Raw genomic sequence first — 20569 nt, forward strand, 5'->3', positions numbered from 1 at the left:
GTACCGTCGGCGCATGAGTCCCGATGAGCGCCCCGCGCGAAGAGCCGACAACAGATGCTCCGCCTTCAGCGACGACGCGCTGGGCGAGCATGATGCCGTCGGGCTGGTCGAGGAACTCCGGGCCGGCAGCGTATCGGCGGCAGACCTCATCGAGGCGGCCGTGGCCCGCGCCGAGGCCGTCAATCCCACGTTGAACGGTCTGGCGTTCGAGGCATTCGACCAGGCCCACGCCCGGGGGGCCGCGCCGAGCCCGTACGGCGGGTTCTTCGACGGGGTGCCGACCTTCGTCAAAGACAACGTGGCCGTGGCGGGGATGCCGACCATGCGGGGCACCGACGCATGGGATCCCACGCCCGACGAGGCAGACGGCGATTTCGCCCGCGCCTACCGTGCCACCGGTCTGGTGCCGCTCGGCAAAACCCGGCTCTCCGAGTTCGGCTTCAGCGCCTCTTGCGAACACCCCCGGCTGGGGCCGGTGCGAAATCCATGGAACCCCGAATACACCGCGGGCGCATCGTCGTCGGGCTCCGGCGCCTTCGTGGCCGCCGGCGTTGTTCCCATCGCGCACGCCAACGACGGCGGCGGGTCGATCCGGATTCCGGCCTCCTGCAACGGGCTGGTGGGGCTGAAGCCGTCGCGCGGCCGGCTGCCGCAGGATCTGCACCTGCGCATGATGCCCCTGCGTATCGTCGCCGACGGAGTGCTCACCCGGTCGGTACGCGACACCGCGGCCTTCTACCGGGAGATGGAGCGGGTCTACCGCAATCCCAAGTTGCCGCCGATCGGCGATGTCACCCGTCCCGGCAAGCAGCGACTCCGCATCGCCGTGTGCACCCAGTCCATCACGCGCGACGCGAGCCCGGAGATGCGTGAACTGACCCTCAAGACGGCGGCATTGCTCGAGGAGCTGGGGCATCGAGTCACCCCGATCGGCAACCCCGTGCCTGCCCGGTTCAAGGACGACTTCCTGGTCTACTGGGCGTTTCTGGCGTATGCGACGGTGCGCGGCGGGACCCGGTCCTTCGGCCCGAGTTTCGACCGAACCCGGCTCGACAACCTGACGCTGGGGCTTGACCGCATGGCCAGCCGCAACCTGCACCGGCTCCCACTGGCCATCACGCGGCTCGCCCGGTCGCGCCGTGTCACCGAGCGGCTGTCGAACAGTTATGACGTGGTTCTCATGCCCACCTTGGCCGAGCCCACGCTGCGTATCGGCGAACTCGATCCCTCCGCCGATTATGATCACATCATCGACCGCCTGATCGACTGGGTGGCGTTCACGCCACTGCAGAACGCCACCGGTGATCCGGCCATCTCGCTGCCGCTGGCAGAGACGGAGGCCGGATTGCCGGTCGGCATGATGTTGTCCGCGACGGTGGGCCGCGAGGCTCGACTGCTGGAGTTGGCCTATGAGCTCGAAGAGGCACGGCCGTGGCGCCGCATTCAAGATCCGGTTCCGCCGAGCAGACGCAAAGGTGCCCGAAAAGCCGTGAAATAGGGGACTTCGGCGTATGTTCGCGGGTGGGGACATCGCGTCGTAACGCCGACTCGGCTCTGTTAACCCGCGGGACACCGAGAACTGCTGTGGGTGAAACAAGCGGCTCGCAACATCGCTCCTTGTGCAATCCGCTACTTCGGCATCGACGCCTCACGCGTCCACAGCCCGCCGATCGCCGCCGATCGCCACAACGACCGGGAACACCTTCGGCTGTCTGATCCGGTTCGCACTGGCGAACATTCGCCGAAGGCCGGAACGGTTTGTGCTGTCGGTGCTCGGCATCGCCCTGGCGATCGCGTGCGTGACGATCGTGCGCACGATCGCGTCGAGCTTCGCCATCACCGGCGCCGATTCGGTCACCGACGTCCTCGCTGGAGCGCAGTTGTGGGCGGTACCCGCGGCCGGCGTGCACTACGACAACGACGTGCAAGCTCTGGTGGCCGACGGCCCGGCGCCTGTGATCACCGTTCCTGACGGTTGGCGCGCAGTACAGACCCTGTCCGGTGTGACGACGATCGGCGATACCAGCGTCTCTCTGCGGGGCAATGACGAAACACCTTCGGGCCAAGCAGTTTTGGGTGCCGCACTGGCTGATCGATTAGGTGCCGCGCCTGGGGGCACGATCGACGTCGGCGCTACGCCTCTGACTGTTGCCGTGTCGGGGGACGGCGAGTCGATGACGGTGTCTGCGGAACTGGCCCGGTCGTTGATCGGCGACCACGGCTGGTGGACGATCCATGCGCCGTCCGGCGAGGAGAGGAGCCGCGACCTTGCCCAGACGTTCGGCGCCGCAGTCGGTCTGCCGTCGACCCCTGATCCGTCGGTGCCGCCCGATCCCGGTGGCTCCGGCCTGATCTACGACACGGTCGGTGGTTCCGGTCCGCTGACCTTCGAGCAGAAGTTCTCGGCGTTGTTCTCCGGGAAGGTGACAAGTTCCACCCTCGGTCTGATCTCGACCATCGGGCTCGTTCTGGGATTCGTCATCGCGGTGTCGTCGTTCCTGGCGGCGGTGGCCGAACGCAAACGTGAATTCGGCATCATGAGCAGCATCGGTCTGGCCGACGAGGTGTTGTACTTCTTCCTGGTCGAGTCGGCGATCGTCTTCGTCGTCGCCTACGTGGTCGGCATCGTCGGTGCGGGTGCTGCTGTGGCCCTCGTCATTCCGGGGATTGCGACGCCGACGGCATGGGCTCAGGCCGCAAGCATGGTCGCCGCATTCCTGCCTGCGATGGCCATCGTCGGCGCACTGGTGCCCGTGCACCGGTTGCTGCAACAGCGTCCAGTCGACCTCCTGGGGGCCAGGTGATGATCGCCAAAGGTCTTGCCTACGGTTGTTTGTCCGCCCGCCGGCGGATCCGGGAGATGGTGCTGCCGGTGGTCACCACCGCCACCGGGGCGTTCCTGGTGGTGTTGGTTTTCGGGATGTCCTCGGGAATCCGATTACAGTCCGCGTCGCTGGGGCACGCCGACGAAATCAACCGCGCGGTGGTCCTCATCGCCGTCACCGTCCTACTGGTCGGCGTGGTCGAGGTGGCCGTGGCGACCACCCGCACCGTGGCGCAGCGCACCCGAGAACTCGGCGTACTCGGCGCCAACGGTATTCCCCGCGGTCCCGTGGTGGCCGCGCTGCTCGTCGAACCGGTCGTCGCAGCAGTGTTGGGAGCCTTGCTTGGCGCCGTTCTCGCTGCTGTCACTGCAACCGGGGTGGTAGCAGCAGGTTTTGCGCCCACGGGTGTGTCGTTCGGCGGGCTCGCGGTGGGTGCTCTGATCGCCCTCGGAGTCAGCATCGTCGCCGCCGTCGCCACCAGCATCGTGCCCACGTGGGCTGCCGCGTCACGTCCGCCCATCCGATCCCTGACCGCGGGAGGTTAACCGCAATGACTGCACTCGACGACACCGCAACGGTCACACCCGACATCGAGGTGGCCCAGAAGCCCGTCATCGAGATCAGCGATGTCTGGAAACTGCACAAGCTCGGCGATGAGGTGGTCAAGGCGCTCGTCGCCGCCGAACTCCAGGTCATGTCAGGCGAATTCGTCTGCCTGATGGGGCCGAGTGGAAGCGGCAAGTCCACCCTGCTCAACATCATCGGCGGGCTGGACCGCCCTACGAAGGGCGTGGTGAAGATCAGCGGCCGCGATACCGCGCAACTGACCGAGAGTCAGTTCGCCGCGTTGCGGCACGACACCATCGGATTCATCTTCCAGAGCTACAACCTGATTCCGTTCCTGTCGGCCGTCGAGAACGTCGAGCTGCCGCTGATGTTCGAGCCGTATGACCGAAAGGCGCTGCGCCAGCGTGCAACTGAACTGCTGGAAATGGTCGGCCTGAGTCACCGGGTGCATCATCAGCCCACCAAGATGTCGGGTGGAGAACAACAGCGCACCGCGATCGCCCGGTCGCTGATCAGCAATCCGGCCCTCGTCCTCGCCGACGAGCCGACGGCCAACCTCGACCACCGCACGGGGGAGACGGTGGTGCGCATGCTGCGCGACCTGTGCTCGACGCTGGGCGTCACGGTCGTCGCCAGCACCCACGACCCCACGGTGGCCGACGAAGCGAGCCGTGTCGTCCGGATGCGAGACGGACAGATCATCCACTGAACCAACGGTATTGGGAGACTGAATGACCCAAGAATTAGAGGCCGCACAGCCATCCGAGCGGGACAAACTCATGACGACGGAGCTTGTCCCGGAACAAATTCTGCCGAAGGTGATGAGCACGTTCGGCCTGACCGCGGCCTATGTGTTCATCATCTGCTGGGTCACCGGATCGTCGGTGATGGCAGGCGGTGGCTGGACCGCTATTCCGATGTGGGTGCTCGGCATCCTCACCTTCCTTGTCCCGGCCGGCATGGCCGTGGTGGAACTCGGAAATCTCTGGCCGGGGCAGGGTGGGGTCTACATCTGGGCCACTCGCACGATGGGTGAAACCTGGGGCTTCATCGGCGGTTACCTGTCCTGGGTGCCGGTGATCCTCAACGCCGCATCCTCACCCGCGGTGGTGCTGCAATTCCTGCTGCTGGCGTTCCACGCCGAACTCGGCTTGACGACGAGCATCATCCTGCAGTTGGTGATTCTGTGGACGGTGATCGGGTTGGCGCTGGCGAAACTTGCTGCCAACCAGAAGATCATGAACGTCGTCTTCGTCGTCTACGGCGTCCTGACGCTGACGATTTTCATCTGCGGCCTGCTCTTCGCCGTCGAGAACGGCTCGGCCACTCCGTTCAGTTGGGCAGAGGCGACGATGCCCAACTTCGCCGCTGCGGGTTTCCTGTACGGCACCGTGCTGCTGTATCTGCTCGGCGTCGAGACCCCGTACAACATGGGTGCGGAGTTCCTGTCGGTGCGTAAGAGCGGGCCGAGGATGATCCTGTGGGGTTCAACGGCGCTCGTCGCCATCTACCTGCTCAGCACTCTGGGCACCATGATGGCGCTTCCCGGCGACGAGATCGACCCGGTGACCGGCATCATCGGCATGCTGGATGTGGCGGGCTTCCCGGGTCTGATGGAGGTCTGCGCGGTCGTGTTGGCCGGCATCATCATCGTGGCGCTGATGACCTATCAGGTGGCGTACTCGCGGTTGATCTTCGTGTCCGGTTTGGAACGGCACCTTCCGCGGATCTTCACCCACCTCAACCCGCGGACCCGCAATCCGGTGACGGCGATCCTGATCCAGGGCGTCATCAGCTCGCTGATCCTGGTGGGGCTGTACTCGCAGAGCAGTATGGCCAATGTCACGATCTATCTGCAGGGCGGGCTCTCGACAGTCTGGCTGCTGTCCGGGTTCTTCTTCCTGATCCCGGTGATCGTCGCCCGCAAGAAGTACGCGGATCGCTATGCCAGCGAGGAGTTCTGGCGTATCCCGGGCGGCATGGTGGGGGTGTGGATCACCGTCGTCGTGGGCACGTTGGGCACCATCGGCGGCATCTACTACTCGTTCGTGACGCCGTGGCTCGACGTGCCCTCCGCCACCTGGATGACGTGGGTCGGCGGCATCAGCCTCGGGATGTTCGCGCTCGGCCTGGTGGTGTACGTCTTCGGCCGGCGCTCGGCACGCAAGGTGTCGCAAGAGGATTCGCTCGCCCATCTCGCAGTGTTCGACCTCGACAAGTCTGAAACCAAGGAGGTTTAGCTCGATGACCATGGACAGCACAGTGCTGCGCGGCGAGTCCACCGCGGATGCCACCCGGTATCCGCTCGATCCCCTGACCGGTGCAGAGATTGAGGCGGCAGCGGCTGTCATCACCGGATCTGACTACGCCACACCAACGTTGAAGTTCGTGATGATTCAGCTGGCCGAGCCCGCCAAGACGGCCCAGCTGACGTTCGACGGCGTGGAGGACATTCCGCGCCAGGCGCTCGTGACGATGTACGACGGCGCCGCCAAGCTGATCTACGAGGCGATCGTCGATCTCGATGCCAGGGTGATCGACTCCTGGACTCCGATTCCCGGTCGCTTCCCGTCCTATCTCGTCGAGCACATGACCGGGGTGGAGGAGAAGGTCCTGGAGGACCCCCGGTGGCAGGAGGCCATGCGCAAGCGTGGCGTGACGGATTTCGGCCTCGCGATGATCGATCCTTGGCCGGCAGGCTATTTCGGTCCACAGGATCATTACGCCAACTCACCGCTGATCTGTCGCCCGCTGACGTTCATGCGGGCCGCACCATCGGAGAACGGCTACGCGCGTCCGGTCGAGGGGCTGATCGTCACATTCGACCTGGACGAGATGGTGGTCGTCGACGTCGAAGACCACGGCGTGGTGGAGTTGCCGTCGAAGGGTGGTAACTACGCCGAGAAGTTCATGTTCGACCCGGAGAACCGGCCCGCGTTCACCGAATTCCGTGACGACGTCAAGACCATCGAGATCACCCAGCCCGACGGGCCCAGCTTCACCGTCGACGGGTGGAACGTCACATGGCAGAAGTGGTCGCTGCGCGTTGGGTTCAACCCCCGTGAGGGCCTGGTCCTGCACGAGGTCACCTACACCGACCGCGGCACCGTGCGTCCCATCATGTACCGGGCCGCACTGTCGGAAATGGTGGTGCCCTACGGTGATTCGTCGCCGACGCACTGGAACAAGAACGTTTTCGACATGGGCGAGGTGGGCATGGGTTTCTCGGCCAACCCGCTGACCCTTGGCTGTGACTGTCTGGGCGAGATCTTCTACTTCGACGGGACGGTGAACGACTCCGACGGCAATGCCGTCACCATCCCGAACGCCATCTGCATGCACGAGGAGGACTTCGGGATCTCCTGGAAGCACACGGATTTCCGCACCGGCGAAGTCGAGGTCAGGCGATCGCGGCGACTGGTCATCTCGATGATCTGCACCGTCGGGAACTATGAGTACGGCTTCTTCTGGTACCTCTACAACGATGCGTCCATCGAAATGGAGGTCAAACTCACTGGTGTGCTGACCACCGGCGCGATCGCCGAGGGTGAGACTCCACGGTGGGGCAAGATGGTGGCCCCTGGCATGTACGGCCCAAACCACCAGCACTTCTTCAACTTCCGGATGGACATGAGCATCGACGGACCGGGTAACACTGTGTACGAGGTGGATTCGATCCCGGAGCCCGATCCGGCGCTCAACCCGCACCACAACGCCTGGATAACGCAGGACACCGTGGTGGCCTCGGAGGCCGAGGGGGCGCGGGACTGGGAGCACGCGACGGGTCGGTACTGGAAAGTGGTAAACCCCTCCAAGCTCAACGAGTTCGGCGCTCCGGTCGCCTACAAACTGATGCCGAAGGACATCGTGCCGGTGATGGTGCAGGAGGGATCGGTGATCTACGATCGAGCCAGGTTTGTCCAGCACAACCTGTGGGTCACCCGGTACGACCCGAAGGAGCTGTACGCCGCGGGCGATTACATGTACCAGTGCGCCGAGGCGCAAGGACTGCCGCAGTATGTGGCCGACGACGCTCCGCTGGAGAACACCGACCTCGTGCTCTGGTACACCGTGGGCGCCCACCACGTCGTGTGCCCGGAGGACTGGCCGGTGATGCCCTGCCACTACACCGGTTTCAAACTCAAGCCGGTCGGCTTCTTCGACGGCAACCCGGCGCTGGACCTGCCTCCGTCACCGCCGGCGGCCTGCCACCATCACTGACGCGCGAGCAGTCGCGTCGGTACGCAAAGCCGGCACAGCCGGGTACCGACGCGTCTGCCTGGCCAGGAACCACCCTATGATGAGGCGCGAGGTGGCCGAGCGATTTGCCGCCCTCCAAGAGCAGAAGGCTGAACAGCGGGCCGCGACCGGTGAGCAGACGCGTTGGGAAACTAGACCGCGATGGTGCGGCACACGTCGGCGGCGGCCCGGGCCAACGACGCCGGCCCTTCGCGCAGCGCCTGCTCGATGGGCGTTCCCGGCACGGTGATCGCGACCAACCGGTCCACGCCGTTGTCCAGCAGCACGTCGGCATCGGGCGCAACCCGGCCGGCGAAGATCACCACACGGCTGCCCGTCCGCCCGGCCACCTGAGCCACCCCGAACGGCGTCTTGCCCAGCATGGTCTGGGCGTCGACGCTGCCCTCGCCGGTGAACACCCAGTCCGCACCTGCCAGCGACTGTTCGAGCCCCACGGTCTCGGCGATCACCTCGACGCCGGGCTTGCATTCGGCCCCAAGGAATTCCAGTAGCGCAAAGCCGAGGCCGCCCGCGGCGCCGGCGCCGGGGAGCTCAGGCCTGGCCCGGCCCAGCGTGGACTCGGTCACCGCGACGAACCGGGTCAGCGCGGCTTCCAATGCCTCGACGTCAGCCGGGGTTGCACCCTTCTGCGGGCCGAAAACCGCGCTGGCGCCGCCGGTTCCGAGCAGCGGTGCCGTCACGTCCGAGGCGATCCTGACCCGGACATCAGCCAGGCGGGAGTCCAGCCCGGACAGGTCGATGAGCTCCAACCGGGCCAGCGCCGCGCCGCCGGGGGGCAGAGGCGTGCCGTCCGCGTCGGCGAGGGTGGCGCCGAGTGCGGCGAGCATGCCGGCGCCGCCGTCGTTGGTGGCCGAGCCGCCCAGCCCGATCAGCAGTTCCGTCGCACCGTGATCAAGTGCGTTCGCAATGAGCTGGCCGACACCGAAGGTGCTGGCGCGCAGCACGTCCCGATCTGCAGGCGCCACCATTTCCAGGCCGGAAGCGGTCGCCATCTCGACGACTGCGAGCTTGCGGTCCGCGATGTAACCGTATTTCGCGGCCACCGGCCGGCCCAGTGGATCGGCCACCTCGACCGTGATGCGTTCGCCGTCGAGCGCGTCGACGACAGCGTCGACCGCGCCTTCGCCACCGTCGGCCATCGGCACGCCGACGCACTCGGCGTCGGGGAGCACGGAGCGCACGCCGTCGCGCATCGCTGCCACCGCCTGCGACGCGGTCATCGACTCCTTGAAGGAGTCGGGGGCGAGAACAATTTTCATCCGGTGCTATCGAACAGGGGTCAGCGCCGGTTTCCCGGCGAGAACCGCGGCGGCATTGTCGATTGCGAGGATACCCATTGCGTCGCGGGTGGCCTCGCCTGCACTGGCGATGTGCGGGGTGAGCACAAGATTCGGGGTGTCCAGCAGCTCCGGATTGACGTCGGGCTCGTTCTCGAAAACGTCGAGTGCAGCGCCGCGCAGCCGCCCGGCATGCAGGGCGGCCATCAGCGCAGCCTCGTCGACGACCCCGCCGCGCGCGGTGTTGACCAGGTATGCGGTCGATTTCATCTTCGCAAGGGCCGAGGCGTCGATCAGATGGTGAGTCTGCGGGGTGAGCGGGGTGAGGACACTGAGCACGTCGCTTTCGGCGAGAAGCGCGTCGTGGTCGACGAACCGCACCCCGTCCTCCTCGGTGCCGGGCTTGCGGCTGCGCGCGTTGGCCAGCACCGTCATATCGAAGGCCTGGGCCCGGCGGGCGACGGCCTTGCCGATCCGGCCGTAACCCAGGATGCCCAGGGTCGCGCCGGCACTGACATCGAGTCCGACGAGCATCCGCGGACCCCACTGCCACTGCTGGCGCGACCGCAGGAACCGGTCGCCGTCGAGCACCCGGCGCGTCGCGGCCAGAATGAGGGCGAAGGTGTGGTCGGCGGTGGCCCGGTCGAGCACCCCGGGGGTGTTGGTGACGGTGACGCCGGCCGCGGTCGCGGCGGGTACGTCGATGTTGTCGTACCCGACAGCGACGTTGGCGACGACTTTGAGCTGATCGCCCGCTGCGGCAAGCAATGGGGCGTCGACACGTTCGGTCAGCGTGACGACGGCGGCGGTGGCACCCGCGATGCCGGCTTCCAGATCCGCTCTGGTCGGGGGACCTTCGTCACCGACTCGCACCGGGAGCCCCAGCGATTCCAGATGGGCCATTGCGTGGTCGGTCAGCAGTCTGGACACGTAGATCGTCAACAGAGGTTCCTTCTCATGGCTTCGTCGAGGGTTCCGAGCGGTGCGACGTCCGTGACTTCGGACCATACGGTTCGGTACCGGTCCCAGCGCCCGGCCACGGCCTCGCGCCATTCGCGGCGGGGTGAGACCCGGCGCGCCTCGGGTGGCGCAATCACCTGGCCGGCAAGCACTTCGCTGCACATGGCGGCGGCTCCGAGCGCCGGAAGGTGACTTTCGTCGACCACCAGAATGACGCGGTCCAGCACGTCGGCCAGCAACTGCGGCAGCGCGGGCTCGTCACCGAACGCGCCGCTGACGTACAGGGTGCGCTGGTCGGCGCCGACGCAGGATTCGATGATCATCCGATCGGCGAACAACACCCCTTCGACGACACCGCGGGCTGCGACCGGCGTCGGGGTGCCGGCGTCGATACCGAGCAGTGCGGTGCGCGGACCGTCGAACCACAGCGGCCCGCGCTCCGGGCGGGTGTGCGGGATGAACACCGGGGGACTGGCATCGGTGGGGCCGGCGGCGAACGCGGCGGCGACCAGATCGGCGACCGCGGCATCACCGTCGCCGAGGCCGAGCCGAGCCGCCCCGTGCGCGAGTGCGTCACCGCCGTTGATGACTCCGTTGATCAGCCATTGTCCGGCGCGGACGTCGGACCGCTGCAAGGCCAGTGCTCTCGGGTCGGGCTCGGCCAGCGCGTTGGATACCACATGCGTGGTGCCCATGATGAACAGCGGCCGGCCGCCCGGCGTCGACCCAAGCGCATAGGACGCGGCGGGAGTGTCGCCCGAGCCCACGAGCACGGGGATGCCTTCGGGCAGGCCGAGAATACCGGCGGTGCCCGGGTCCAGCGGGCCCAGCACACTGAGCGACGGCGCCACCGGCGGCAGCTTGTCGGCCGGTATGCCGAACCGGGTCAGGACCTCGGTCAGCCACTGGCAGCTGCCGTCGGTGCTGGCCATCAGTGCGGTGTAGGACGCCTGCGTCGGGTCGATGGCGCGGCGGCCGGTCAGCCATTGCCCCAGCCATGTCCCGGCGAGGCCGAAAGTGGTTGCAGCGCTCAGTGCTTCGGGCTCGATGTCCTGCAACAGCCGATACGCTGCGCCCATCGCGGTGGCCGGCATCAGATGGTTGCCCACCAGCGCGATCTCCTCGACGCTGAGCATGTTGATCAGCTCGTCGGTGGGTCCTGCCAGTCCGGGATGGTCCCAGGTGATCCCGGCGGTCAAGGGCGCTCCGGTCGCATCGAGCAGTAATGCGGTGGGGCAGTGGGTATCCAGACCTACGCCGGTCACGGCGGCGGTGTGCGGCCCCAGCGCGCTGACCGCCGCGGTGACACTGCTGCGCCACGCCGCGGGGTCAGCCCGGCCCGGGCCGCACCCACGCGCTGAAGGGTGAGGAACCCGGGACCGGGCGAGAACCGTTCCATCCGAGTCGATTACCACGGCCTTGGTGGCCGAGGTACCGACATCGATTCCGAGGTAGGTCACGGTCTGGTCAGTCCAGCAGCTTGGCCGCGACCTCGGGGGTGTCCCCACCGTGGATGACGGCCTTGAGCGCGTTGACCATCTTGGCCGGATCGGGTGCCTGCCAGATGTTGCGGCCCGCGGTCATGCCGTGGGCACCTGCCTCGACGACCGACGCGGCCTGCTTGAGCACGTCCAGCGGGCTGGGTGCCGGTGCGCCGCCCGCGGCGACGACGATGGCCGGCGTTCCCTCCACGACCTTGGCGAACTCGGCGGTCGAGCCGGTGTACCAGGTCTTGACGATGTCGGTACCCAGCTCCGCGGCGGCCCGGGAGGCATACAGCACCGATTCGGTGGAACCCTTACGGTCACCCCACATCTCACCGGACGGGTAGGCGTGGCACACCACCGGCAGGCCCCAGCTGTGGGCTTCCTCGACGACCTTGGTGAGCATTTCGAACATCGCCACCTGATTGGACGATCCGGCCGAGATCCCGACGGCTACGGCGTCGGCGCCCAAGCGGATCGCGTCGTGGACGGTTCCGATGGTGGCGTCATAGGTGGGGTGGAATTCAACGGAGAACATCGAGGCCTTCAGGATCCACGGCAGCGGGGTCTCGCGGCCGCCGAACAGCGGGCCTGCGAGTCCCTTGGTGATGGTGACGGCGTCGGGCTCACCGGAGGCGATGCTGTCGAAGGTCGATCCGATGGTGGCCAGGCGCGGGGCGACGCCGCGCGGTACCGCCTGGTCGAGCGCGACCGTCACGGTCCGGCCGTCGGCTGCGAACAGCCGGCGGAGCCGCAGCTCGCGGCCCAGCGCAGGGGTGGTCCCCGAGCGGTTGATATCGAATGCGGGGACGAATGTGGTTGTCATTGCGGGGTTCTCCTTGTGTGGGGGTCTTGGGGCGGGTCGTTCAGGCCCAGGGGTCGACGCCGACCCGCATGTCGGCGCCCGAACCGGCGAGCTGGATCGCCTCGGCCGCCCGGTCCAGCGGAAGCTGGGTGCCGATCAGTTCGGCAACCGGGAGTTGGCCGGAGGCGACCATCGGTGCGACGGCGTGGAAGCCGTCCAGCCGGCACGACGAGGCGCCGACGATGGTCCATTCGTTGTAGTGCACATCGTTGGCCGAGACCGCGAGGTCGGCGTCGGCCCCGAAGCCGGCGAACACCGACACCCGGGCGCCGGGTGCGAGGCTCCCCAAATACGGTGTGAGGGCATCGATCCGGCCGATGGCCATGACCAGCACATCGATGCCGCCGTCGGTGAAATCATCCAGTGCGGCCGCGGTGTCCGGACCAGGTTCGAGTACCAGGTCAGCGCCGAACCTGGTGGCCATCTCGCGGCGCCCGGCGATCGGATCGACCGCGGCGACCTTCTCCACGCCGAGACTCTTCGCCAGGCCGGCGTGGATCAGTCCGAGTGGCCCACATCCGACGATCAGCGCGGTTTGGGCCCTGGACATCCCGGCGAGCTTCTGGCCGTTGTATGCACACGCGACGGGTTCGATGATGGCCGCCTGCGTCGCCGCCACCCCGGGCACCGGCACCAGGTTCTGCCGCGCCACCGCGGGCACGTGAACGTACTGGGACAGACCGCCCGTCAACTGATAGCCGAATGCCCTGCGGTTCTTGCATATGTTTTCGTGCCCGCGGCGGCAGGCCGTGCATGCACCGCAGGTGACCAACGGATAGACGGCGACCTGGTCACCCATCTGCACGCCCTCGGGGAGCGGCCCGTTGGCGTCGACGACGGTGCCGGCGAACTCATGCCCGAGCACGGTGGGGAAGGTGACGTTCTTCTGCTTACGGCCCTCGTAGATGCGAACGTCGGTGCCGCACAACAGCGCTGCATCGACTCGCAGCAGCACATCGCCGGGCTGAAGCACCGGCATCGCGGAGGTTTCGATGCGCAGGTCGTTGGGCTGGTACAGCACCGCCTGCTGGAAGCTTTGGGCATCGGATCCGGTTGCGGTGTCACGTGATTGCGACATGGTGGTCGTCACGACTGGGTGCCTCTCTGTTCTGCGGTGTCGGTCAGCGCGCGCAAGGGCTGCGCAAGGTCGATCTGTGCGCCGATCTGGCGCAGTTCGTCGAGGGCGGTCGGGGGGGCTTCAGATTCGGCTCTGTCGTCGGTGACGAACCGCCACTGCGCCGGGAGCGGGGACCAGTAACTGAACTGGTCGGTGTCGAGCTTGCGGTGGTCGGCCACCACGATCGTCTGCCTGGCGCGCTGCATCATCAGCGTCTTGAGCCGGCTCTGTTCGAGCGTGCGGGACGCGACGCCGTAGTGCGGGTGGACCGCGTCGGCGCCGATGAACGCGAAGTCGGCGACCACGGAGCGCAACATGTTCTCGGCCTCGGCTCCGCTGATCGTTTCGTTGACCCGGCGCAGCCGGCCGCCCAGTACGACCAGCGACACGTCTTCTTTGCGCATCAGGATGTTGATCGCGCCGATGCCGTTGGTGAACACGGTGATGTCCTCGGCATCGAGGTACCGCGCGACGAACTCGGTGGTGGTGCCGGCGTCGACGATCACCACCGCGCCATCGGTGACGGCTTCGGCGGCGGCGCGGCCGATCGCGTCTTTCTCGCGGGTGAACTCCAGATGGCGCTGGTGGATGGACAGTTCGGTGGGAACCGTCAACGCCACGCCGCCGTACGTGCGGGTGATGTGGCGATCCTGGTGCAACCGGCTCAGATCCCGGCGGACGGTCGCGAAAGAGATATCGAACCGTTGGGCGATCTCTTCGACGCTCAGCGATCCGGATTCGACGGTCTGCAGCAGGTTCAGGATCTGCTCACGGCGCCGTGCGCCACGGACATCACGGCGACGGACGACGGTGTCGTCGTCATGGTCGGTGTCGTCTGTGGGCTTGGTCACGGGCTAGACGCTACATGCGCGATGTGCGCAAGTCAACGTTAGATGATCGATTCGCGCATACAAGTTCAACTCGACAACGTTGTGTGCGTGTAACACGCGCGAACTGCGATAGCGCATCGGCTATTGACAATTCGAATGATTGGTTCGATCATATTGAACTTGTGAACTGATTGTGTCGCGCAACACAGTGAAGCGTTCTGTGACTTCCTCTCACTTGCAATGCGCGAAACGATCACCAAGGTCTGATCCTGGAGGCTCGACAATGACCAGCACACCGGCAATGACGCACGGGGCACCCCACGGAGAGCCCAGCCCTGATCCGGCACCGCCCGGCGGTAGCCGAGCGTCCCGTATCCGGTGGGCCGTCGCGGTGTTCTGTGCGGTCGGTCTGGCCATCAACTACATCGACCGCTCCGCGGTGTCGGTGAGCCTGCCGTTCATGACCGAGGACTTCCACCTCACTCCGACCGAGAAGGGCCTCATTCTGAGTGCTTTCTCGTGGAGTTATGCCCTCATGCAGATCCCCGCGGGCCGGCTCATCGACCGGTTCGGCGAACGGGTGATGTTCGGTGCTTCGGTGCTCGTGTGGTCGCTGTTCACCGCGGGAACCGGTGCGGTGAACAGCTTCGGTGCGCTCCTGGGACTGCGGCTTGGCCTCGGCGTCGGTGAGGCCGGTGCCTACCCGGCCGCCGCGAAGACCGTCTCGCACTGGTTCCCGCTGCGTCTGCGCAGCCGTGCCACTTCGGTTTACGACAGCGGCGCCCGCATCGGCAGCGCCGCCGCGACACCGATCATCGCGCTGGTGATCGGATTGTGGGGCTGGCGTGCGGCATTCCTGTTCGCCGGTGCGCTCGGTGTGCTGTGGGCGATCGGCTGGTGGGCCTGGTACCGCCGCCCCGAGGTGATGTCTGCGGTCAACGAGGCCGAGCTGGCCATCATCCGCGAAACTCACAAGGAGCAGCAGGCCCGCAATGTAGATCCGGACGCCAAGCCCATGCGGCTCGCTGAACTGTTCGCGCGCCGCACCGTCTGGGGCATGATGCTCGGGTTCTTCTGCCTGAACTTCATGATCACGTTCTTCCTCACCTGGTTCCCTTCGTACCTGGTGGAGGAGCGCGGCTTCAACCTGCTCAAGCTGGGCGTCTTCGGGATGATCCCGCCGCTGGCGGCAATCCTGGGCAGCTGGGCCGGTGGCCTGGTGGGTGACTACCTGCTGGCGCGCGGTTGGTCGCTGAACCGCGTTCGCAAGACCTGCCTGGTGGGCGGCATGCTGGTGTGCTCGGTGATCGCGTTGGCGGCCGTGGCGCCGGAGGCGTGGCAGGCCCTGACCCTGATGTCGATCTCATACGCGGCCTCGGCGTTCACCATCGTCACCATCTGGTGCCTGCCCGCCGATGTCGTCGACTCCAGCACGGTCGGCAGCCTGGGTGCCACCCAGAACTTCTTCTCCAACATCGGCAGTGCGCTGAGCCCGATCGTGATCGGCGCGCTGTACGGCGCGACCGGTTCGTTCGAGGTTCCGCTGGTGCTGACCGGTGTGGTCGTGGTGGCCGGTGCGTTGTGCTTCGGGCTGCTCATCAAGCGGGTGGAGCCCATCCGCTAACTGCCGAGCAGACACAGAATCGCCCTTTTCCCAACGGAATTGGGCGATTCTGTGTCTGTTCGCGCGGCTTAGTCCACCGCATGCGCCAGCAAGCGTTTGAGTTCGTGTCGCTGGGCAGCGGTGAGCCGTGCCAGTGCCTGTTCGTCGGCGGTGTGCACAGCGGCTTCCGCGCGTTTCAGCAACTCCGCGCCGTCCGCGCTTAGTTGAGCCGGGAGAGCGCGACCGGAGCTGACCGTGTCCGGCCGATGCACGACCCCCCTGTCCTGCAGTCCGCGCAGCACATTGTTCATCGCCTGTGGCGAAACGTTGACGTGGCGGGCGAGTTCCGCGTTGGACTGCCCAGGTGCCATCGAGAGGATGCGCAGGCAGACGAACTCGGGGAGCGTCAGGCCCAGCGGCTGCAACTGTGCAGCGACCTTGGGCTGCAGCACCGCCACGACGCGGTACATCAGGAAACCCAGCGGCTGGTCCTCGAGAATGTCGCTCATATCAAGCATATTGACACATATCAACCAGGTTGATATACCGAGAACATGACCACACCACAGGATATTTTCGAATCGGCGTACCGCGGCGAGGCTCCCGAGTTCGCGGGCGTCCGTCCACCTTGGAGCATCGGCGAGCCGCAGCCAGAGATCGCGAAACTGATCGAAGCGGGGAAGTTCCACGGCGAGGTGCTCGACGCCGGCTGCGGCGAAGCCGCCACAGCGCTCTATCTGGCCGAGAAGGGCTTCGCCACCGTGGGCCTGGACCAGTCGCCGACCGCCATCGAGCTGGCCCGTGCCGAGGCCGCCAAGCGCGGTTTGGCGAACGCCAGTTTCGACGTCGCCGACATCAGCGCCTTTAGCGGCTACGACGGCCGGTTCGGCACCATCGTCGACTCGACGTTGTTTCACTCGATGCCGGTGGAACTCCGCGAGGGTTATCAGCAGTCGATAGTGCGGTCCGCCGCCCCGGGCGCTTCGTACTTCGTGCTGGTCTTCGACAAGGCGACCATGGGTGACCTCGGGCCGGCCAATCCGGTGAGTGACGACGAACTGCGTGAAATCGTCGGCAAATACTGGGTGATCGACGACATCAGCCCGGCCCGCATCCACGCAAACGTGCCCGCCGAGTTCGAGAATTTCGCCGATTTCGCCGGCCGTGACATCCGCGACGAAGGCAATGGCCGCAAGTCGGTCGCTGCCTGGTTGCTGCAGGCACACCTGGGCTGAACAGGCAGGCCGGCGACACTCGCCACCCCGTGCATCCATCCTGCCTGCAATAGGGCAGGATGGAATGGCCGTCTTGGGCGATCGCCGGGATGGCTCTCTAATGCGAGGAGTGCCGAGGAGAGCGATGGCGGATCCGAGTATCGCCGGCCAGGCCGCAGCCCCTATTCGTCCCCTCTATTCGCGAGTGCTGCTGAAGCTCGGTGGTGAGATGTTCGGCGGCGGCCAAGTCGGCCTCGACCCCGATGTCGTACACCAGGTCGCACGGCAGATCGCCGAGGTGGTCCGTAGCGGAGCTCAGGTAGCCGTGGTCATCGGCGGCGGCAATTTCTTCCGCGGGGCCCAGCTGCAACAGCGCGGTATGGAGCGCACGCGTTCGGACTACATGGGCATGCTCGGCACCGTGATGAACAGCCTTGCGCTGCAAGACTTCCTGGAGAAGGAAGGCATCGACACGCGCGTCCAGACAGCGATCACCATGGGTCAGGTCGCCGAGCCCTACATTCCGTTGCGGGCCGTGCGTCACCTGGAGAAGGGCCGCGTGGTGATCTTCGGGGCAGGCATGGGGCTGCCGTACTTCTCCACCGACACCACCGCGGCGCAGCGCGCCCTGGAGATCGGTGCCGAGGTGGTGCTGATGGCCAAGGCCGTCGAAGGCGTCTACACCGCCGATCCCAGGACGCACCCCGACGCCGAACTGCTCACGGCGATCACCCACCGCGAGGTCATCGACCGCGGCCTGCAGGTGGCCGACGCGACCGCGTTCAGCCTGTGCATGGACAATCGGATGCCGATTCTTGTGTTCAACCTCCTGACCGACGGCAATATCGCTCGCGCGGTGGCAGGTGAGAAGATCGGAACACTGGTCACCACCTGACGGGACAACGTCAGGTGCGAGCGTTAGCGACGGGAGAAACGGAAGTGATCGACGAGACTCTCTTCGACGCCGAAGAGAAGATGGAAAAGGCCGTGACTGTGGCCCGCGACGATCTGGCGTCGATCCGTACCGGTCGCGCGAATCCGGGCATGTTCTCCCGCATCAACATCGACTACTACGGCTCGATGACGCCGATCACCCAGCTGTCGAGCATCAACGTGCCCGAGGCGCGGATGGTGGTCATCAAGCCGTATGAGGCGTCCCAGCTCAGGGCGATCGAGGACGCGATCCGTAACTCCGACCTCGGCGTCAACCCGAGCAACGACGGCAGCATCATCCGGGTGGCGATCCCGCAGCTGACCGAGGAGCGCCGTCGCGATCTGGTCAAGCAGGCCAAGTCCAAGGGCGAGGATGCCAAGGTGTCGGTGCGCAACATCCGCCGCAAGGCGATGGAAGAGCTGGGCCGCATCAAGAAGGACGGCGAAGCCGGCGAGGACGAAGTGAGCCGCGCCGAGAAGGATCTCGACAAGTCGACCCACACCTACACCACGCAGATCGACGAACTGGTCAAACACAAAGAAGGCGAGCTGCTGGAGGTCTAGTGACCGATCAGCAAGCAAGTTCCGTGGCAAACACACCGGTCGGAGAACCGCCCAAGAAGCAGTCCCGCGCCGGTCGAAACCTGCCTGCGGCCATCGCCGTCGGCGCGGGTCTCGGCGGATCGGTCATCGCCATTCTGCTGTTCGCGCCGCGTTGGTGGCTGCTTGTGCTGGCCGTGGCCGTACCGATCGCCACCCATGAGGTGACACGGCGGCTCCGTGAGGCCGGCTACGCGATCCCGATCATCCCGCTGCTCATCGGTGGCCAGGCGATGCTGTGGCTCACCTGGCCTTTCGGTGCCGCGGGTGCGATCGGTGGATACGCGGGCACCGTCGTCGTCTGCATGATCTGGCGACTGGTCGGCCAGGGGTTGCATAACGCTCCGCAGAACTATCTGCGGGATATCTCCGCGACGGTGTTCCTGGCCACCTGGGTACCGCTGTTCATGAGCTTCGCGGCGCTGCTGGTCTATCCGGACGACGGCGGCGCGCGGGTGCTCTGCTTCATGCTCGGCGTGGCGTTCTCCGACATCGGCGGCTATGTGGCGGGCGTGTTGTTCGGCAAACACCCGATGGTGCCTGCCATCAGCCCCAAGAAGTCGTGGGAGGGTCTCGGCGGGTCGCTGGTATTCGGCATGACCGCGTCGATACTCGCGGTGGTGTTCCTGCTGGACAAGCCGTGGTGGGCCGGTGCGGCTCTGGGTCTGATGCTCGTCATCACCGGCACGCTGGGCGATCTGGTCGAGTCCCAGTTCAAACGCGACCTCGGCATCAAGGACATGGGCACGCTGCTCCCCGGCCACGGCGGGTTGATGGACCGCATCGACGCCATGCTGCCCTCGGCCGTGGCCACCTGGATCGTGCTGTCGCTGCTCGCGTGAGTGGGGTTCGCCGCAACAGGTGAGATACTGGGGTCTCACCATGGCCGTTTCCCTACCTCTGGTTTTCGACGCGCCGCGACGGGCCCTGCCGCCGCGGCATCTCGCGGACCTCGATGAAGCCGGCCGCGTTTCCGCGGTCGCCGAATTGGGGCTGCCCAAGTTCCGGGCCAAACAGCTGGCCAACCAGTACTACGGCAGGCTCATCGCCGACCCGCAACAGATGACCGACCTGCCTGCCGCCGTTCGTGATCAGGTGGCCGAAGCGTTGTTCCCGAACCTGATCGAACCGACGCGCGAGATTCAATGCGACGCGGGGGAGACCCGAAAGACGTTGTGGCGTGCGGTTGACGGGACGACGTTCGAGTCAGTGCTGATGCGTTACCCGCAGCGCAACACCGTGTGCATCTCATCACAGGCCGGCTGTGGCATGGCCTGCCCGTTCTGCGCGACGGGCCAGGGCGGGCTCAAGCGCAACCTGTCCACCGCCGAGATTCTGGAACAAGTCCGTGCCGCGTCGTCGGTCATGCGCTCTGAACATGACGGCCGGCTCTCCAACATCGTGTTCATGGGCATGGGCGAGCCGCTGGCCAACTACAACCGGGTGCTGTCCGCCGTCAAGCGCATCATCGCGCCGCCTCCCGAAGGTTTCGGGATCAGCGCGCGCTCGGTGACCGTGTCCACGGTCGGGCTTGCACCGGCCATCCGCAAACTCGCTGACGAACGTCTCGGTGTCACCCTCGCGGTATCCCTGCACACTCCCGACGACGAATTGCGCGACACCCTGGTCCCCGTGAACAACCGGTGGAAGGTTGACGAGGTCCTTGACGCCGCGCGCTACTACGCCGATGTGACGGGCCGGCGGGTTTCGATCGAGTACGCATTGATTCGCGACGTCAACGATCAGCCCTGGCGGGCCGACCTGCTCGGCAAGAAGCTGCGCAGCGCGCTGGGGCCGCTGGTGCACGTCAATCTCATCCCGCTCAACCCCACACCGGGCAGCGAATGGGACGCCAGTCCCAAACCGGTCGAGCGGGAGTTCGTTCGCCGGGTGCGCGAGAAGGGCGTCTCCTGCACGGTGCGTGACACCCGTGGGCGCGAGATCGCCGCCGCCTGTGGACAATTGGCCGCCGAGGGCTGAGCCTTCCGCGCCGACGGTGCACACAGATCGCCGGTTCGCCAGGAATTGCGATCT

The 20569-nt window shown here is 66.2% G+C and carries 19 protein-coding genes; 12 read left to right on the plus strand and 7 right to left on the minus strand.

What is annotated here, in order from left to right:
- Nucleotides 1-13: 13 nt before the first annotated feature.
- From ABQF30_RS07065 to ABQF30_RS07090, 6 genes are all read left to right on the plus strand, one after another.
- Complete coding sequence (locus ABQF30_RS07065; protein ID WP_448462069.1) at nucleotides 14-1498, plus strand: amidase; 1485 nt, start codon at nucleotides 14-16, stop codon at nucleotides 1496-1498.
- 121 nt (nucleotides 1499-1619) lie between these two features.
- Nucleotides 1620-2804, plus strand: a complete 1185-nt coding sequence (locus tag ABQF30_RS07070; RefSeq protein WP_448462070.1) for an ABC transporter permease — start codon at nucleotides 1620-1622, stop codon at nucleotides 2802-2804.
- Nucleotides 2804-3370 (plus strand): ABC transporter permease, encoded by a 567-nt coding sequence (locus ABQF30_RS07075; RefSeq protein WP_448462071.1) that lies wholly within the window; start codon nucleotides 2804-2806, stop codon nucleotides 3368-3370. The genes ABQF30_RS07070 and ABQF30_RS07075 overlap by 1 nt, the downstream gene beginning before the upstream one ends.
- 5 nt (nucleotides 3371-3375) lie before the next feature.
- Nucleotides 3376-4101, plus strand: a complete 726-nt coding sequence (locus tag ABQF30_RS07080) for an ABC transporter ATP-binding protein (protein ID WP_448462072.1) — start codon at nucleotides 3376-3378, stop codon at nucleotides 4099-4101.
- Between the two features lie 22 nt (nucleotides 4102-4123).
- Nucleotides 4124-5632, plus strand: coding sequence for an APC family permease (locus ABQF30_RS07085; RefSeq protein ID WP_448462073.1), 1509 nt, complete (start codon nucleotides 4124-4126; stop codon nucleotides 5630-5632).
- 4 nt (nucleotides 5633-5636) lie between these two features.
- The gene (locus tag ABQF30_RS07090) at nucleotides 5637-7613 is read left to right on the plus strand and encodes a primary-amine oxidase (RefSeq protein ID WP_448462074.1); all 1977 of its coding nucleotides are present in this window, start codon (nucleotides 5637-5639) and stop codon (nucleotides 7611-7613) included.
- Nucleotides 7614-7783: 170 nt separating this feature from the next.
- On the opposite strand, the gene ABQF30_RS07095 is transcribed toward ABQF30_RS07090, so the two are convergent.
- From ABQF30_RS07095 to ABQF30_RS07120, 6 genes are read right to left on the minus strand one after another with little or no spacing between them, the layout of a single operon-like run.
- Nucleotides 7784-8911: a glycerate kinase gene (locus ABQF30_RS07095; RefSeq protein ID WP_448462075.1), complete on the minus strand. Its 1128-nt coding sequence runs from the start codon at nucleotides 8909-8911 to the stop codon at nucleotides 7784-7786.
- Between the two features lie 6 nt (nucleotides 8912-8917).
- Nucleotides 8918-9871: a 2-hydroxyacid dehydrogenase gene (locus ABQF30_RS07100; protein WP_448462076.1), complete on the minus strand. Its 954-nt coding sequence runs from the start codon at nucleotides 9869-9871 to the stop codon at nucleotides 8918-8920.
- Nucleotides 9868-11349: a xylulokinase gene (locus ABQF30_RS07105; protein WP_448462077.1), complete on the minus strand. Its 1482-nt coding sequence runs from the start codon at nucleotides 11347-11349 to the stop codon at nucleotides 9868-9870. Before ABQF30_RS07105 ends, ABQF30_RS07100 begins: the two co-directional genes overlap by 4 nt.
- 7 nt (nucleotides 11350-11356) lie before the next feature.
- Nucleotides 11357-12199: a class I fructose-bisphosphate aldolase gene (locus ABQF30_RS07110; RefSeq protein ID WP_448462078.1), complete on the minus strand. Its 843-nt coding sequence runs from the start codon at nucleotides 12197-12199 to the stop codon at nucleotides 11357-11359.
- A 40-nt stretch (nucleotides 12200-12239) separates the two neighbouring features.
- Complete coding sequence (locus tag ABQF30_RS07115) at nucleotides 12240-13328, minus strand: alcohol dehydrogenase catalytic domain-containing protein (protein WP_448462079.1); 1089 nt, start codon at nucleotides 13326-13328, stop codon at nucleotides 12240-12242.
- Nucleotides 13325-14206 (minus strand): DeoR/GlpR family DNA-binding transcription regulator, encoded by an 882-nt coding sequence (locus tag ABQF30_RS07120; RefSeq protein WP_448462080.1) that lies wholly within the window; start codon nucleotides 14204-14206, stop codon nucleotides 13325-13327. The genes ABQF30_RS07115 and ABQF30_RS07120 overlap by 4 nt, the downstream gene beginning before the upstream one ends.
- A gap of 262 nt (nucleotides 14207-14468) precedes the next feature.
- Between ABQF30_RS07120 and ABQF30_RS07125 the strand changes: the two genes are divergently transcribed.
- Nucleotides 14469-15809 (plus strand): MFS transporter, encoded by a 1341-nt coding sequence (locus tag ABQF30_RS07125; RefSeq protein WP_448462081.1) that lies wholly within the window; start codon nucleotides 14469-14471, stop codon nucleotides 15807-15809.
- A 68-nt stretch (nucleotides 15810-15877) separates the two neighbouring features.
- On the opposite strand, the gene ABQF30_RS07130 is transcribed toward ABQF30_RS07125, so the two are convergent.
- On the minus strand, nucleotides 15878-16306 hold the full coding sequence (locus tag ABQF30_RS07130; protein WP_448462082.1) for a MarR family winged helix-turn-helix transcriptional regulator: 429 nt from the start codon (nucleotides 16304-16306) through the stop codon (nucleotides 15878-15880).
- 36 nt (nucleotides 16307-16342) lie between these two features.
- Between ABQF30_RS07130 and ABQF30_RS07135 the strand changes: the two genes are divergently transcribed.
- From ABQF30_RS07135 to rlmN, 5 genes are all read left to right on the plus strand, one after another.
- Nucleotides 16343-17023 carry a class I SAM-dependent methyltransferase gene (locus tag ABQF30_RS07135; RefSeq protein WP_448462083.1) on the plus strand — a complete coding sequence of 227 codons (681 nt, stop codon included), beginning with the start codon at nucleotides 16343-16345 and terminating at the stop codon, nucleotides 17021-17023.
- Between the two features lie 124 nt (nucleotides 17024-17147).
- Entirely contained in the window at nucleotides 17148-17897 is a 750-nt protein-coding gene (pyrH, locus tag ABQF30_RS07140) for a UMP kinase (RefSeq protein WP_448462084.1), read from the plus strand.
- Between the two features lie 44 nt (nucleotides 17898-17941).
- Nucleotides 17942-18499, plus strand: coding sequence for a ribosome recycling factor (gene frr, locus ABQF30_RS07145; RefSeq protein WP_448462085.1), 558 nt, complete (start codon nucleotides 17942-17944; stop codon nucleotides 18497-18499).
- The gene (locus ABQF30_RS07150; protein ID WP_448462086.1) at nucleotides 18499-19377 is read left to right on the plus strand and encodes a phosphatidate cytidylyltransferase; all 879 of its coding nucleotides are present in this window, start codon (nucleotides 18499-18501) and stop codon (nucleotides 19375-19377) included. Before frr ends, ABQF30_RS07150 begins: the two co-directional genes overlap by 1 nt.
- Before the next feature lie 40 nt (nucleotides 19378-19417).
- Nucleotides 19418-20515: a dual-specificity RNA methyltransferase RlmN gene (rlmN, locus tag ABQF30_RS07155; protein ID WP_448462087.1), complete on the plus strand. Its 1098-nt coding sequence runs from the start codon at nucleotides 19418-19420 to the stop codon at nucleotides 20513-20515.
- Nucleotides 20516-20569: the final 54 nt, after the last annotated feature.

This window comes from Mycolicibacterium sp. XJ870 (assembly GCF_053483975.1).

What these genes read in the sequence shown, in the direction of transcription:
- ABQF30_RS07085 (WP_448462073.1), top strand. Translation starts at nt 4,124, where the DNA reads ATGACCCAAGAATTAGAGGCCGCACAGCCATCCGAGCGGGACAAACTC.
- ABQF30_RS07075 (WP_448462071.1), top strand. Translation starts at nt 2,804, where the DNA reads ATGATCGCCAAAGGTCTTGCCTACGGTTGTTTGTCCGCCCGCCGGCGG.
- rlmN (WP_448462087.1), top strand. Translation starts at nt 19,418, where the DNA reads ATGGCCGTTTCCCTACCTCTGGTTTTCGACGCGCCGCGACGGGCCCTG.
- ABQF30_RS07130 (WP_448462082.1), bottom strand. Translation starts at nt 16,306, where the DNA reads ATGCTTGATATGAGCGACATTCTCGAGGACCAGCCGCTGGGTTTCCTG.
- ABQF30_RS07125 (WP_448462081.1), top strand. Translation starts at nt 14,469, where the DNA reads ATGACCAGCACACCGGCAATGACGCACGGGGCACCCCACGGAGAGCCC.
- ABQF30_RS07065 (WP_448462069.1), top strand. Translation starts at nt 14, where the DNA reads ATGAGTCCCGATGAGCGCCCCGCGCGAAGAGCCGACAACAGATGCTCC.
- ABQF30_RS07090 (WP_448462074.1), top strand. Translation starts at nt 5,637, where the DNA reads ATGACCATGGACAGCACAGTGCTGCGCGGCGAGTCCACCGCGGATGCC.
- ABQF30_RS07135 (WP_448462083.1), top strand. Translation starts at nt 16,343, where the DNA reads ATGACCACACCACAGGATATTTTCGAATCGGCGTACCGCGGCGAGGCT.
- ABQF30_RS07110 (WP_448462078.1), bottom strand. Translation starts at nt 12,199, where the DNA reads ATGACAACCACATTCGTCCCCGCATTCGATATCAACCGCTCGGGGACC.
- ABQF30_RS07095 (WP_448462075.1), bottom strand. Translation starts at nt 8,911, where the DNA reads ATGAAAATTGTTCTCGCCCCCGACTCCTTCAAGGAGTCGATGACCGCG.
- pyrH (WP_448462084.1), top strand. Translation starts at nt 17,148, where the DNA reads ATGGCGGATCCGAGTATCGCCGGCCAGGCCGCAGCCCCTATTCGTCCC.
- ABQF30_RS07080 (WP_448462072.1), top strand. Translation starts at nt 3,376, where the DNA reads ATGACTGCACTCGACGACACCGCAACGGTCACACCCGACATCGAGGTG.